This window comes from Lentzea albidocapillata (assembly GCF_000719115.1).
Lineage (GTDB): Bacteria > Actinomycetota > Actinomycetes > Mycobacteriales > Pseudonocardiaceae > Lentzea > Lentzea albidocapillata.
Window position 1 is genome coordinate 1 of sequence record NZ_JOEA01000036.1, and the last position, 13,946, is coordinate 13,946.

The 13,946-nt window shown below is 68.0% G+C and carries 13 protein-coding genes; 5 read left to right on the plus strand and 8 right to left on the minus strand.

Features of this window, described 5'->3' with window-relative positions:
- Positions 1–256: 256 nt before the first annotated feature.
- Complete coding sequence (gene hppD, locus IG04_RS0140225; protein ID WP_030482005.1) at positions 257–1,438, minus strand: 4-hydroxyphenylpyruvate dioxygenase; 1,182 nt, start codon at positions 1,436–1,438, stop codon at positions 257–259.
- 74 nt (positions 1,439–1,512) lie between these two features.
- On the opposite strand from hppD, the gene IG04_RS0140230 reads away from it, so the two are divergent.
- Positions 1,513–2,022: an Lrp/AsnC family transcriptional regulator gene (locus IG04_RS0140230; protein WP_030482006.1), complete on the plus strand. Its 510-nt coding sequence runs from the start codon at positions 1,513–1,515 to the stop codon at positions 2,020–2,022.
- Between the two features lie 27 nt (positions 2,023–2,049).
- Here the strand turns inward: IG04_RS0140230 and greA are convergent, their stop codons facing one another.
- The gene (gene greA, locus IG04_RS0140235) at positions 2,050–2,547 is read right to left on the minus strand and encodes a transcription elongation factor GreA (RefSeq protein WP_090007240.1); all 498 of its coding nucleotides are present in this window, start codon (positions 2,545–2,547) and stop codon (positions 2,050–2,052) included.
- A 184-nt stretch (positions 2,548–2,731) separates the two neighbouring features.
- On the minus strand, positions 2,732–3,154 hold the full coding sequence (locus IG04_RS0140240; RefSeq protein ID WP_030482008.1) for a DUF4307 domain-containing protein: 423 nt from the start codon (positions 3,152–3,154) through the stop codon (positions 2,732–2,734).
- 96 nt (positions 3,155–3,250) lie between these two features.
- On the opposite strand from IG04_RS0140240, the gene mca reads away from it, so the two are divergent.
- Complete coding sequence (mca, locus tag IG04_RS0140245; RefSeq protein ID WP_030482009.1) at positions 3,251–4,120, plus strand: mycothiol conjugate amidase Mca; 870 nt, start codon at positions 3,251–3,253, stop codon at positions 4,118–4,120.
- A 35-nt stretch (positions 4,121–4,155) separates the two neighbouring features.
- The gene (locus tag IG04_RS0140250) at positions 4,156–4,455 is read left to right on the plus strand and encodes a hypothetical protein (RefSeq protein WP_051771902.1); all 300 of its coding nucleotides are present in this window, start codon (positions 4,156–4,158) and stop codon (positions 4,453–4,455) included.
- Positions 4,456–4,874: 419 nt separating this feature from the next.
- Here IG04_RS0140250 and IG04_RS0140255 read toward each other — a convergent pair whose 3' ends face one another.
- Genes IG04_RS0140255 through IG04_RS0140270 form a run of 4 tightly spaced genes read right to left on the minus strand, consistent with a single transcriptional unit; the run spans position 4,875 to position 10,046 of the window.
- A complete protein-coding gene (locus IG04_RS0140255; RefSeq protein ID WP_030482011.1) occupies positions 4,875–5,633 on the minus strand; it encodes a nucleotidyltransferase domain-containing protein in 759 nt (252 codons plus the stop codon).
- Positions 5,630–6,244: a nucleotidyltransferase domain-containing protein gene (locus IG04_RS0140260; protein ID WP_030482012.1), complete on the minus strand. Its 615-nt coding sequence runs from the start codon at positions 6,242–6,244 to the stop codon at positions 5,630–5,632. The genes IG04_RS0140255 and IG04_RS0140260 overlap by 4 nt, the downstream gene beginning before the upstream one ends.
- On the minus strand, positions 6,241–8,709 hold the full coding sequence (locus IG04_RS0140265) for a polynucleotide kinase-phosphatase (protein ID WP_030482013.1): 2,469 nt from the start codon (positions 8,707–8,709) through the stop codon (positions 6,241–6,243). The genes IG04_RS0140260 and IG04_RS0140265 overlap by 4 nt, the downstream gene beginning before the upstream one ends.
- A complete protein-coding gene (locus tag IG04_RS0140270) occupies positions 8,709–10,046 on the minus strand; it encodes a 3' terminal RNA ribose 2'-O-methyltransferase Hen1 (protein ID WP_030482014.1) in 1,338 nt (445 codons plus the stop codon). Before IG04_RS0140270 ends, IG04_RS0140265 begins: the two co-directional genes overlap by 1 nt.
- 55 nt (positions 10,047–10,101) lie before the next feature.
- Between IG04_RS0140270 and IG04_RS0140275 the strand changes: the two genes are divergently transcribed.
- A complete protein-coding gene (locus IG04_RS0140275) occupies positions 10,102–12,075 on the plus strand; it encodes a thioredoxin domain-containing protein (RefSeq protein ID WP_030482015.1) in 1,974 nt (657 codons plus the stop codon).
- Between the two features lie 55 nt (positions 12,076–12,130).
- Positions 12,131–12,685, plus strand: a complete 555-nt coding sequence (locus IG04_RS0140280) for a hypothetical protein (protein ID WP_030482016.1) — start codon at positions 12,131–12,133, stop codon at positions 12,683–12,685.
- 320 nt (positions 12,686–13,005) lie between these two features.
- Here the strand turns inward: IG04_RS0140280 and IG04_RS0140285 are convergent, their stop codons facing one another.
- Entirely contained in the window at positions 13,006–13,926 is a 921-nt protein-coding gene (locus IG04_RS0140285; RefSeq protein ID WP_084402075.1) for a DMT family transporter, read from the minus strand.
- Positions 13,927–13,946: the final 20 nt, after the last annotated feature.

The following is a 13,946-nucleotide window of genomic DNA, read 5'->3' on the forward strand; positions in this document are numbered from 1 at the left end:
GGTTGTGGTGACTGACTTCGCAATCACCACCGCACCCGGAGGCCTCACCCATGATCAAGCCGACACACCGTCACCAACGTATTGGCCAAGTACAACTAGTGGCGTGACTCGGCACGTCGGCGGCGCATCCACGGTCAGCAGGGTGCCTCGCGGCACCGCCCCCACGACCCCGTACAACCAGTACGAGGACGTGGGGGCGGCACCACGATGCACCCGTCTGACCGCGGATGCACCGGCAACGTGCCGAGCCACACCACTAGAGGTTGCCGCGTCGCTCCTGTTCGCGCTCGATCGCCTCGAAAAGTGCCTTGAAGTTGCCCTTGCCGAAGCCCAGGGAGCCGTGGCGCTCGATCAGTTCGTAGAAGACGGTCGGGCGGTCGCCGATCGGCTTCGTGAAGATCTGCAGCAGGTAGCCGTCCTCGTCGCGGTCGACGAGGATGCGGTGCTCCTTCAGCGTCTCGATGGGGACGCGGACCTCGCCGATGCGCGCACGCAGCGCCGGGTCGTCGTAGTAGGAGTCCGGCGTTTCGAGGAACTCGACGCCCGCGTCGCGCATGGCCGTGACGGTGGTGATGATGTCGTTGGTCGCCAGCGCGATGTGCTGGACGCCCGCGCCCTCGTAGAACTCGAGGTACTCGTCGATCTGCGACTTCTTCTTCGCGATCGCCGGCTCGTTCAGCGGGAACTTGACGCGGTGGTTGCCGTTGGAGACGACCTTCGACATCAGGGCGGAGTAGTCCGTGGCGATGTCGTCGCCGATGAACTCCGCCATGTTCACGAAGCCCATGACGCGGTTGTACCACTCGACCCAGTAGTCCATCTTGCCGAGCTCGACGTTGCCGACGCAGTGGTCGACGGCCTGGAAGAGGCGCTTCGGGGCGCCTTCCGGGCGCTTCACGGACGAGCTGCGCGCCACGTAACCGGGCAGGTAGGGGCCGGTGTACTTGGAGCGGTCGACGAGCGTGTGGCGGGTTTCGCCGTACGTCGCGATCGCGGCGAGACGGACGGTGCCGTGCTCGTCGGTGATGTCGTGCGGCTCCTCCAGCACGGTGGCGCCCTGCTCGCGGGCGTGCTTGATGCACTGGTCGACGTCGCCGACCTCCAGTGCCAGGTCGATCACGCCGTCGCCGTGGCGGCGGTGGTGGTCCAGGAGCTCGGAGCCGGGCGTGACGCCGCCGTGGATCACGAAGCGGGCCGAGCCCGACTTCAGCACGAACGACTTGTGGGTGCGCTGGCCGGTCTCGGGGCCCGCGTAGGCCACGAGCTCCATGCCGAACGCCACCTGGTAGAGCCACGCGGTCTGCGTGGCGTTGCCCGCGACGAACACCACAGCGTCCATGGAGCGCACGGGGAAGGGGTCCTTGGTCGCGTCGTAGTCGACCAACCCCACGAGCTGCCGGAGCTGGTCGTAGCTCACGTCGTCAAGCTGCTGCGTCATGCCCATCAGCATGAGTCGACCTGACAGGGTGAGCAACAGTCAGCGAATTCATAGGACAATTTGTATAGTGATCTATGCCTTTGGATCAGCAGAGTGAGCACTCTGACCAGCCTGTGGACGAACTCGACGCGAAGCTGCTGTTGCTCTTGACGGACGAACCCCGGCTGGGCGTCCTCGAATGCTCCCGCCGGCTGGGCGTCGCACGGGGAACCGTGCAGGCCCGGCTGGACAGGCTGGTCGAGCGAGGAGTGCTCACCGGATTCCCGCCGGCGCTCGACCTCGGCGCGATGGGATACGGGCTGACGGCGTTCGCGACGGTGGAGATCGCACAGGGACGCCGGGCCGAGGTGTGCGAAGGGCTGGCTGCGATCAGCGAGGTGTGCGAGGTGCATGCGACGACGGGACAAGGCGATCTGTTTGTGCGAATGGTCGCGAGATCGAATGCGGACCTGCAGCGCGTGGTAGATCACATCGTCGACGTCCCTCACGTCCGGAGGCTGTCGACCTCCATTGCGTTGTCGACGCCGGTGCCTCCACGTGTGCGGCCTTTGCTGGAACGCGTGAAAGGGCGGCCACCGAAGTGACCGCCCTTTCGCAGGTTTATGGCGTGACTACGACTGGTAAGGAACCGCCGAGATCAACGTGACCTTCTGCTGCTTGCCGTTCGGCAGCTCGTAGGACACGGTCTCGCCGTCCTTGGCGCCGTTCAGGGCCTTGCCGAGCGGCGAAAGCGGGGAGTAGACCTCCATCTCGCCGTGCGCGCCCTCTTCGCGGGTGGCGAGGAGGAAAGTCTCCGTCTCGTCGTCACCCTCGTAGCGGATCGTGAGCACTGTGCCCGGTGCCGCGACACCCTTGGTGGTGGGGGCCTCGCCGACCTTCGCGGCCTGGAGCAGCTCGTGCAGCTGGCGGATGCGCGCCTCCTGCTTGCCCTGCTCCTCGCGAGCCGCGTGATAGCCACCGTTCTCACGGAGGTCACCCTCCTCGCGGCGGGCGTTGATCTCGGCAGCCATGACCGGGCGGTACGCGATGAGTTCGTCCAGCTCAGCCTTGAGCCGGTCGTAGGCCTCCTGGGTCAGCCAGGTCACCTGGGTGTCGCTCACGGTCACCAACTCCTCGTCTTGCTCCGGCGCACGCGTGTGCCCCAGATAGTTCCCGGGCCGTGGGCCCGGAACGGAAAAACACGGCCCGCGCCGGGGCCGTGCTTGAGCGGCAATAGTAACACGTAGACAACGTTCAGCGACGGCGATTTGTTCCCCATCTCGCCGTTTAAACCGCAGATCACCCGCTTGGCCGCTAGCTCGTGGACAAGTAGGCGGGAACCTGGTAGGAGCACCCGAACACTTCGCCGGTGACCGGCGGCTTCGAGGTGCGGAGAACGGTTGTCTCGACGACGACGTCATTTCCCGGCGGAACCAGAACCTCACGTCTGCCTGCTTCGTCCCCGTCCTTGGACCGGGCCCGAATGATGCAGACAGCCGCACGCTCCGGTTGATCTCGGGAAACCTCGAAGCTGACCTTCACCTGGTCGTCGCCGAGGAGGATGAACGCGGTCTGCTTCGCCTCGATCGGCTTTGTGCCGAGATTTCGGTAACCGACGAAGGCGATGACGGCACCTACCGCGACGGCTACGGCGAGTAATGCCCATCGGGCCCACATGGCCAGCGGTTTGCGCCCCCGCTTGCTGTAGCGCCCCTCGGGGAGCACGCGTTGTGCCACTTCTCCGCGCCCTCCTCGGCCTCTGGGGAACAATGGTGCCCGGCGTTCAGTTGATGAGTGTCGCAGGACCATTCACACAGGAGGACCACGGGGGTCATGGCCGACAAGCTGCGCCTTATGGCAGTGCACGCACATCCCGACGACGAGTCGAGCAAGGGCGCGGCCTCGATGGCTCGCTACATCGCCGAAGGGCACGACGTGATGGTCGTGACCTGCACTGACGGCGGTGCGGGCAGCATCCTCAACCCGGCCATGGACAGGCCGGACGTGCTCGAGAACATCATCGAGGTTCGCCGGGAGGAGATGGCCCGCGCGGCCAAGATCCTCCGCATCCAGCACCGCTGGCTGGGCTTCAAGGACTCGGGCCTTCCCGAGGGCGACCCGCTGCCGCCACTGCCCGATGGGTGCTTCGCCCTCGTGCCGCTGGAGGAATCGGTGCCGTCCCTGGTGGAGGCCATCCGCGACTTCCGCCCGCACGTCGTGGTGACCTACGACGAGAACGGCGGCTACCCGCACCCGGACCACATCCGCACGCACGAGATCTCGATGGCCGCCCTGGACGTGGCCGCCGACCCGGCCTACCAGCCCGAACTGGGCGAGGCATGGGAGACGCGGAAGGTCTACTACGGACACGGCTTCTCGCGCGCCAAGATCCTCGCGTTCCACGAGGCGATGGAGGCTCGCGGCATGGAGTCGCCGTACACCGAGTGGCTCGCGAACTGGAGCACCGACCGTCCGGACGTGATGGACCGCGTGACCACCCAGGTCGAGTGCGCGGACTACTTCGACGTCCGCGACGAGGCGCTGAAGGCCCACGCCACCCAGATCGACCCGACCAGCCGCTGGTTCGGCATCCCGATGGAGCTGCAGCGCGAGATCTGGCCGACCGAGGAGTACGAGCTCGTCCGCTCCCTGGTCGACTCGACGCTGCCGGAGAACGACCTGTTCGCCGGAGTTAAGGTCTAGGGGTGCTCTCCCCAGACTTCTCCGTCGGCAGCACGGTGGCGTTGGTCGCCGTGCAGCCGTCGAAAACGAACGACGACGACAAGGGCGGCCAGGGCGAGGACTTCGGCAAGTCCTCCCCGGTCGGCCTTGTCCTGCTGATCGTCTTCTTCATCGCGGTGTTCTTCCTCGTCAAGTCGATGAACAAGCACATCAAGGGTTTGCCGGCATCGTTCGACGAGCCGGCCGAGGCGTCTGAGGACGCACCGGCCGAGCCTTCTTCGCAGCCTTCTTCTTCTCAGCCTTCTTCTTCGGAGCCCTCTTCTTCGAAGAAGAAGGCTCCGAAGAAGAAGGACTGACCTCGCGTACCGCTGCCCTCGCGTACCGCTGCCCTCGCGTACCGCTGCCCTCGCGTACCGCTGCCCTCTGCCCTCCCGTGCCCCCGGCGGTGAAACGACTCGCCGGATTGTCATGATCGCGAGTTGTCCACAGGTTGTAGCTCGCTGACCTGCTGGGATGTTGGAGCGCGGTAGGTTGTGGATAGGCGGGAACGCAAATCGCGTTTCCTTCGTTCCGCAGGAGGAGGAAGCGCGGGGGCGAGGGTCAGGACAGGCCGGGGTGAGCCCGGCCAGGCCAGATCAGATGAAGAAGACGAGCAGTGTCACGGCAGCCGAGCCGTGGGCCACTGCCGAGCCAGGCGAGCCGGACACGTCCGGCCCGAGGTCAGCCGGGCACGTCCGGCCCGAGGTCAGGTCAGCCGGGCACGTCCGGCCCGAGGTCAGGTCAGCCGCGTCGAGACCACGAAGTCGTGGACCTCCTCGAAGGCCGGCGGTTCCAACGGCAGATCGCTGGTCTCCCGCGCCTGCCGCAGCTCCTCGTGCCAGTGCGCGAGGTCCGCCTCCAGCCGTTCGGGAGCGGGCCTGTCCGGCACCCCGGCCAGCGCCCGGTGCTCGCCGAGGATCTTGGCCTCGATGAGACCCGGCAGGTAGTCCGGGCCGTCGAGCTCCTCGAGCAAAGTCGGCAGGTGCGCGTTCACCTCACCGGTGCGCAGCAGGTGCACGCCGGTCAGCAGCGCGCGGAACGTGTAGAGCAGCGGCTTGATCTCCGCGGTCTTCTCGAACAGCCGCCACTGGGTGGCGGCGAACCCGCGGTAGTGGTGCCCGTGCCGTGAGGTCAGGCACCCCGCGGCCAGGGCGGCGAGCTTGCGGTGCGCCTCCGTGGTGTGCACGACCAACGGCGAGAGCAGCTGCTCCAGCACGTAGCCGTTCGGGCGGGTCAGGAGCCGGCAGAACTTCTGCACGTCGTGCGTGACCAGGTCGATCTCGACGCCGTCACGCACCCACATCCGTTCCTTGGTCTCCGGACCGTGCCGCAACCCGAGGACCTCGGCGAGCGGCAGCACGTGCACGCCGCGCAGGTCCACGTCCGAGTCGCGCGACGGGAAGCCGTACAGGTGTGCGCCGGACACGGTCGCGAACAGCAGGTTGTGCGACTGCTCGGCGACCACCGCACTCAGGTCGGGTACCTCGTAGCTCACAACATCCTCCTGCGCACCGACACCAGCCAGTCCTCGACCCTTGCCCGATCAGGGTCCTCGGGCAGTGGGCCTTCAGCGTGCGTGATCTCGTCACCGAGCCGATGCGCCCACGCGACCGCGTCGTCCCAGGCCATCGAGCCGTCGCGGATCTTCAGCAACGAGCGGTCCGCCGTGATGTCGTAACGGCCCGTGCGCAGCAGGTTCAACCCCACCAGCCGCAACCGCACGACGTGCATGAGCTGCTTCGGCTTGAGGTTCCGGCCCGCGCGCGACAGCTGCATCTCCGTCGCGCGCGTGAAAGCTCGCACGGCGTACCGGGAGAGGAACGCGGGCAACAGGTCCCGCAGCTCCTCTCCCAACGGTGTGCTGATCTCGACCAGCGGGCTCACCAGCGTTTCGAGCACCGTCGGGTTCGACTTGAGGCCCAGCCTGCAGAAGTGCTCGACCTCCCAGCTGAGCTGCTCTGGATCTGGTCCCTCGACCGAAGTCGGGGGTTTCTCCAGGCGCCAGAACGCTTCCGTGGGCGCGACGAACACCCCGCGTCTGTCCACATCAGACTCCGCGCTCGCGAGCCCGTAGGCGTGCGAGCCGATCACCGCTTCGAGGATCACAGTCGTGGGTCCACCGGTTCCGACTCCAGCGCGAGCACGCCGAAGACGCACTCGTGCACCCGCCACAGGGGTTCGCCGCGCACGAGGCGTTCCAAGGCCTCGATGCCCAGCGCGTACTCACGCAGGGCGAGTCCGCGCTTGCGGCCGAGCGAACGCTTGCGCAGCCGCGAGAGGTTCTCGGGCGACGTGTAGTCCGGGCCGTAGATGATCCGCAGGTACTCGCGCCCGCGCACCTTCACGCCCGGCTGCACGCGTCCGCCGAGGTTCGCCAGCGGCTTCACGACCATGCCCTCACCGCCGTCCGCGGTCAGTTCCTCCCACCACTTCACGCCGGCGGCCACCTGCGAAGGGTCGTTCACGTCGACCACGAGGTGCCGGGTCCGCTGGAACAACGGTCCTTCGAGCTTGCCCAGCGTCTCCAGGTGCCACAGGTGCGAACGGTCGTGGAACGTCCGGCCCTCCGCCGCGAGCAGCTGGAACGGTGCGATCCGCACGCCCTCCAACCCGTCGGTGGGCCAGCAGTACTGCTCGTACGCCGCGCTGTAGGCAGCGGCGTTCGAGGCGCGCTGTGTCGTGCGCGCCAACAGTTCCGTTACGTCGACACCGCGTGCCGCCGCCGCTGCCAGTGCGTCGACCGCGACCGGAAGCGCGCCGTTCGCCGCCGCGCCGACCGCCGCGTACTGCTCGCGGATCAGGCCGGAAGCCTTGGCGTTCCATGGCATCAGCTCGGCGTCGATCAGCAGCCAGTCCGTGGCGAACTCGTCGAACAACGGCTTGGCCGCTTCGCGCACGCCGTCCAGCAGTTCGGTGCCCAGCGCGCCGTCGAAGAACGCACGGCCGGTGCGCGTGTAGATCGCGCCACCTTCCTTGCGTACCAGCAACACCGCCCGGGAGCCCATGTGCTTCTCCTCGCAGATCACCTGCCCGGCCTGGGCGGCCCGGTACTCCGCGAAGGCGTCCTCCGGGTGCTCCAGCACGTCGTCGCGCTGTGAGGTCGCGGTGGGCGCCATCGTCGGCGGCAGGTACATCAGGTCGTGCGGGTCGATCGCGAACCGGCTCATGACCTCCAACGCCGAAGCGGACTGCTCCGCGCGGATCGTCACGGCACCGATCAGCGACGTGTCGATCCGGCGCAGGCCGGTGACGTCGGTGAGCGCCAGCACGTCCGGCGCGCGTTCGACGGCCTTCGGCGGGAACGGCGCGTCGTTCTCGTACCAGGTCTGATGTGCCTTGACGGAGACGAGCTCCTTCTCCGGGTAGCGCAACGCGGTCAGCTTGCCGCCGAACACCACGCCCGTTTCGAGGCACATGGTGTTGTTGATCCACTCGGCCTCGGGCGTCAGGACGTGCCCGTACAACACCATCGCCGAGCCGCGGTAGTCGTTCGCCCACGGCAGGCGCACCGGCAGTCCGTGCGCGTCGGTCTCACCCGTCGTGTCGCCGTACAGGGCGAAACTACGGACCTTCGCGGACGCACGGCCGTGGTAACGCTCGGGCAGTCCGGCGTGCGCGACGACGAGGTTCCCGCCGTCCAGCACGTAATGCGCGACCAGGCTGTCGCAGAACTTCGTCGCGGCCAGGCGGAACTCCTCCGGCTCGTGCGCGAACTGCTCCAACGACTTCTCCAGCCCGTGCCGGACCGTCACCTTGTGGCCGCGCATCGCCCGCACGAGCTTTTCCTCGTGGTTTCCGCGCACGCTGATGGCGTGCTCGTTGGAGACCATGCCCATCACGAGACGCAGCACGCCCGGAGTGTCCGGGCCGCGATCCACGAGGTCGCCGACGAACACGGCCTTGCGCCCGCCCGGCGGAACGGCGTCGACCGCTCGATCCTCGTCGTCACGCACCAGGGTGTAGCCGAGTTCGCTGAGCAGCTCCTCCAGCTCCGCGCGGCAGCCATGCACGTCACCGAACACGTCGAACGGGCCGGTCTCGTGCTTGAGGTCGTTGAGCAGGCGCTCGTACGCGATCGTCGAGTTGTCCACATCGGACTCGGAGCGCAGCACATGGACGCGCTTGAACCCCTCCTTGCCGAGGAACTTCAGCGAGCGGCGCAACGCCGACCGGTGCCGCTTCACGACGTGCGCGCCGAAATCGCGGTCGGGGCGCTGCGCGTTGCGCGCCAAGCACACCTCGGTCGGCGTGTCGAGCACGATCGCGACCGGCAGCACGTTCGCCTTGCGCGCCACCGCGACCAGCTGGGCGCGGTCCTGCGGCTGCACGTTGGTCGCGTCGACCACGGTGACGCGCCCGGCCTCCAGCCGCTTGCCCGCCACATAGTGCAGCACGTCGAACGCGGACGCGGACGCCGACTGGTCGTTCTCGTCGTCGGCCACGAGCCCGCGGAAGTAGTCGCTCGACAACACCTGCGTGGGCAGGAAGTGCTTGCGCGCGAACGTGGACTTGCCGGAACCGGAGGCGCCGACGAGCACCACCAGACACAGGTCAGGGATCTTCAGTTCCATCAGTTCACGTCTCCCGAGCTGAACACGGCCATCTGGGTCGGCGCGCCGCGTTCGGCGTCCTCCGGCCCGATCGGCACGAAGCGCACTGCGTAGCCACGGCGTTCCGCGACGTCGTTCGCCCATTCCTGGAACTCTGCCCGGGTCCATTCGAAACGGTGGTCGGAGTGCCGCATCTGGCCTTCCGGCAACGTTTCGAACAGCACGTTGTACTCGACGTTCGGCGTCGTCACCAGCACGGTCGCCGGGCGTGCCACGGTGAAGACCGAGTGCTCCAGCGCGGGCAGGCGCGACGGGTCGACGTGCTCGACGACCTCCATCAGCACCGCCGCGTCGTAGCCGGCCAGTTCGGGGTCCGCGTACGTCAAAGCCGACTGCCGCAACGTGATCCGCTCGCGCTGCCGATCGCCCATGCGATCCAGATGCAGCTTGCGCGCGGCCTCCTGCAACGCCTTCGCGGACACGTCGACACCGTGGATCTCGGTGAACTCGGGCTCGTTGACGAGCGCGCGCAGCAGCGCCCCGCCACCGCAGCCGAGGTCGAGCACGCGCTTGGCCCTGGCCTCCTTCAGTGCCTTGACCACCGCCTCCTTGCGCTGTGCGGCAAGGGAGATCTTCGGCTCGGCCAGCGCGTTGTCCAGCTCCTCCGGCTCGACCTCGTCGACGTCCGCGAGGCGTTCCAGGGCCGAGGTGATCAACGGTCGCTTGCGCGCCAGGTACCGGGTGGTGATCAGCTCCTTGTCCGGGTGGGCCGCCAGCCAGCCGTCACCGGCCTTGAGCAGCTTGTCGACCTCGTCGGCCGCGACCCAGTAGTGCTTGCCGCCGTCGAGCACGGGCAGCAGCACGTAGAGGTGCTTCAGCGCGTCGCTGAGCCTGACGGTGCCGGTCAGCGTCACGTCGCCGAAGCGCGAGTCGCCGTGCCCGGTCGTCTCGACGGCCCAGCCGAGTGGCGTGAACAGCCGCGCCGCGAGCCGGTGTGGCAGCGCGGGAATGCGGATGACCAGCGGGATCGGCGTCGCGGCGAGTTCGGGGTAGCTCTCGCTGCGGCCGTTCATGGCCGTGCGGAACACGCTGCCGAGCGCGACCGTGAGCAACGACCCGGCCGCGTACGGCCTGTCGTTGACGTACTGGGTGAGCGTGCTGCCGGGACCTCGGACGAGCGCGATGGGGTCGACCTCCAGCAGGAGGGCGACCGTGCATTCCTCGTTCGTCGCCTTCGGGTAGAAGACGTGCGCGACGCCCGAGCTCGTCGTGAAGGACTGAGCCCGGTCGGGATGCTTGTGCAGCAGGTGGCCCAGGTCGGTCGCCGGCTGGTGCGTCGTGGTCATGGTGAGCAACACGAGCCTGAGTCTGATCGAGATTCGGCCTCTGCGCTGCTCATTTAGTGTGGTTCGCATGACTAACCGGCTTGCGGACGCGACCAGCCCTTACCTGCTGCAGCACGCGGACAACCCGGTCGACTGGTGGCCTTGGACCGAGGAGGCGTTCGACGAGGCACGACGGCGCAACGTGCCGGTGCTGCTGTCCGTCGGTTATGCGGCCTGTCACTGGTGCCACGTGATGGCGCACGAGTCGTTCGAGGACGCCGAGATTGCTTCGTTCCTGAACACGAACTTCGTGCCGGTGAAGGTGGATCGCGAGGAACGACCGGACGTCGACGCCGTGTACATGGAGGTCACGCAGGCCATGACCGGCCACGGCGGGTGGCCGATGACAGTGTTCCTGACGCCGGACGCGCGGCCGTTCCACGCCGGCACCTACTACCCGCCTGCTCCCCGTCCTGGCATGCCGTCGTTCCGGCAGCTCATCGAGGCCGTCTCGGCGACCTGGGCGGCGCAGCCCGGCGAGATCCTGGAGTCGGCTTCCGCTGTGGTGGAAGAGATCTCACGCCACGCCTCGCCCTTGCCTCCGTCTACTGTGGACGCAAATGTACTTGCTGGCGCGGTGGTGTCGCTGCTCGGCGAGTTCGACCGGCGCAACGGAGGGTTCGGTGGCGCGCCGAAGTTCCCGCCGTCGATGGCGCTGGAGTTCCTGGTGCGCCACCACGAACGCACCGGTTCGGTCGAGGCCGTGTCGATGGCGACCGCGACGGCCGACGCGATGGCCAACGGTGGGCTCTACGACCAGCTCGGCGGCGGGTTCGCGCGCTACAGCGTCGACGCCTCGTGGGTGGTGCCGCACTTCGAGAAGATGTTGTACGACAACGCTTTGCTGCTCCGCTTCTACACGCACCTGACTCGGGTGACGGGTTCCGCGCGCTACGAGCGGGTCGCCAGGGACACGGCTTCGTTCCTGCTGAGGGACCTGCGGACGGCTGAAGGTGGGTTCGCGGCTTCGCTGGACGCGGACACTGCCGGTGTCGAAGGCCTGACGTACGTGTGGTCGTTCGAGGAGCTTGGTTCGGCGGCCGCTGCCTTCGGCGTGACCGCCGAACCGAACTTCGAGGACGGCAAGTCCACGTTGCGGTTCGTGTCGGAGCCGGGGGAGGAGGTGCGGGCCGCGCTGCTGGCGAAGCGCGCTCTGCGGCCACAGCCCGGCCGTGACGACAAGGTGATCGCCTCCTGGAACGGCATGGCGATCGCCGCGCTGGCCGAGGCGGGCGCGTTCTTCGGTGAGCAGTCGTGGATCTCGGCGGCTTCGGAGGCGGCGTCGCTGCTGGCCTCGGTGCACCTGGTCGAGGGCAGGCTGCTGCGGACCTCGCGTGACGGCGTCGCCGGGCCGTCGTTCGGCGTGCTGGAGGACTACGGCTGTCTCGCCGACGGCCTGCTGGCGTTGCACCAGGTCACCGGCTCGATCCGGTGGCTCGATCTCGCGTGCGGCCTGCTGGACACCGCTCTCGCGCGGTTCGCCGTGCCGGACTCCCCCGGCGCCTACTACGACACCGCTGACGATGCCGAGGCGTTGGTCAGGCGTCCTGCGGACTCGACCGACAACGCGTCGCCCTCCGGTGCGTCGTCGCTGGCCTCAGCCTTGCTGACGGCTTCCCTGCTGTGCGGCGCAGATCGTTCTTCGCGCTACTTCACCGCGGCTTCGGAGGCGGTGACGCGGGCCGGTCTGCTGGCCGCGCGTGCACCTCGGTTCGCCGGCCACTGGCTCACCGTCGCCGAGGCGCTGGTCGCAGGCCCGTTGCAGGTGGCGGTGGTGGGTGCCGACGACATGCGCCGTGCGTCGCTGTGGGCGGCGGCGGTCGCCCATGTGCCCGGAGGCAGCGTCGTTGTGGCCGGAGAGCCGGCGTCCGTGCCGTTGCTCGAAGACCGTCCGCTGGTCGACGAAGGTCCTGCGGCGTACGTGTGCCGCGGCTACGTGTGCGACCGGCCCGTCGTGTCGGTAGATGCCCTGGTCACTTCGCTGACGGCGAACACTCCCTGACCGATTGCAGGCGTAACGTCGGTTACAACGTAATCATGTAATCAGGGTGGTTGTAATGGGACGTGGATGGCGAGGAAGAGGCGGGTGGCAGCAGGCTGACCTGCCCTCGGCCGACGACGCGGCGGCGTGGTTCGCGGGCAGGCTCCCGGACGGCTGGTTCACCGGCGCCGCGGAGGTGATCGTCGACCGCGAGGAGATCACGGTCATCGGCACGCTCACGCCGTTGGAGGGCGAGTTCGACGACGCCTCACGCTCCGCGGCCGAGTCGGGCCGCATCTCGCGCTGGCGCGAGGAGACACGCGACGAACGCATCGAGATCGCCCGCCAGGCCGAGCACCGCTACGGCCGCAAGGTCGCCTGGGGTGCCTCTCTGGGCAGCACGCGCGAACTGTTCACGCACTTGGCCGTGCCGGTCATGACGCGCCTGCGTCAGCCAGAACGCCAGGTGCTCGACACGCTGGTCGCCGCCGGCGTGGCCCGCTCACGCGCAGACGCGTTGGCATGGGCCGTGCGCCTGGTAGGCGAGCACGCGGACACGTGGCTCGGCGAACTGCGCGATGCCATGTCGAAGGTGGACGATCTCCGTTCGCAGGGGCCGGATCTGGCCTAGCGTCCTGCGCGTGGATCTGACGTCGGTCGCGGCAGCGGTCGTCCGGGGCGGGCCGGGCGCGTTCGAGACGTTCGTCAACGAGGCCCAGGGTCGTTCGCCCGACGAGATGTCGGCGGCGGCACTGGGTCTTTCTTCGTTTCGCCGGCTCTGCAAGGAAGGCCCTCGACACCTCGCTGCCGCTGGGCCATCGCGTCAACGCTCTGTGCAAATGCCTGGAGCACTACAGCCCAGTCGGCTACGAGGCGTCGTTCAGCTTCCTCAGGTTCGTGGCGGGCCATCGTCCGGCAGATGGCGGTCGCGGTCGACAACTCCTGACACCCTTACGGCGCAACAACTTCCGCAGGAGTGTCAGACCCGTTCGCTATTGTTGATTTTGGGGGTACCCGGCCCGCGTCGTGTGTGTGGTGTGTTCCCGTTGGTTCGTGCGTCCCTCGCCGGAGCCCGATGACGCACCCGAGTGCGACCGTGGTGACGCCGGCGACGGAGACGAGAGAGAGTTCCTGCGCGCCCAGCAGCACGGAGGTCGCCAGGCCGGACACCGGCATCAGGCCGATGAGCACGCCCGCGCGGTCGGAGCCCAAGCGGTTCACGGCGAAGTACCAGAGCCCGAAGGCCAGCGCGGTCACCACCACGGCCAGCAGCGCGAGCGAGAAGCCCTGCCGGGCGTTCGGCATCTGCCAGCCGCCGAAGAACGTGCCTAGCACGGCGCCGATCACCGTCGCCAAGATGCACGTCCAGGTTGCTACGCCGAGTACACCGAGGCGCCGTACGACTCCCACGGCGAACAAGGTGAAGCAGACCTCCCCGGCCATTGTGATCAATGCCAGCGCAAGGCCTGGGCCGTGCCACGAGCCGCCGCCGGACAACAGCACGATGCCTGCCGCCACCACCACGGCGCCCACCACGGCGGATGCGGTTCGTTGACGCGAGAGCAGCGCCAGTGCGATGGGTGCGCCGCCCATGACGGCGGCGACGAAGCCCGGTTCCGCGTACTGCTGGGCGGCGATGAGCACGGCGTTGAACCCGAGCATGCCCGTGACGACCACCCCGAGCAACGGTGGGATGTCGCGCCACGAAGGCATCGGCAAACGGCGTGCCACCAGCAGCAACACGGCCGCGCCGAGGGCGTAGCGCATGGCCTGACCGGTCAGGACCGGGTAGCCCTCCAGCATGCCGGTGATCGGCACCGACGCGCCGACGATCGTTGCCGCTGTCGCTCCCGCGGCCACCCCGAGTTTCATGCCTCAGAGCCTTGCGCCGA

What these genes read in the sequence shown, in the direction of transcription:
- IG04_RS0140280 (WP_030482016.1), top strand. Translation starts at nt 12,131, where the DNA reads ATGGGACGTGGATGGCGAGGAAGAGGCGGGTGGCAGCAGGCTGACCTG.
- IG04_RS0140265 (WP_030482013.1), bottom strand. Translation starts at nt 8,709, where the DNA reads ATGGAACTGAAGATCCCTGACCTGTGTCTGGTGGTGCTCGTCGGCGCC.
- IG04_RS0140275 (WP_030482015.1), top strand. Translation starts at nt 10,102, where the DNA reads ATGACTAACCGGCTTGCGGACGCGACCAGCCCTTACCTGCTGCAGCAC.
- mca (WP_030482009.1), top strand. Translation starts at nt 3,251, where the DNA reads ATGGCCGACAAGCTGCGCCTTATGGCAGTGCACGCACATCCCGACGAC.
- IG04_RS0140285 (WP_084402075.1), bottom strand. Translation starts at nt 13,926, where the DNA reads ATGAAACTCGGGGTGGCCGCGGGAGCGACAGCGGCAACGATCGTCGGC.
- IG04_RS0140230 (WP_030482006.1), top strand. Translation starts at nt 1,513, where the DNA reads ATGCCTTTGGATCAGCAGAGTGAGCACTCTGACCAGCCTGTGGACGAA.
- hppD (WP_030482005.1), bottom strand. Translation starts at nt 1,438, where the DNA reads ATGACGCAGCAGCTTGACGACGTGAGCTACGACCAGCTCCGGCAGCTC.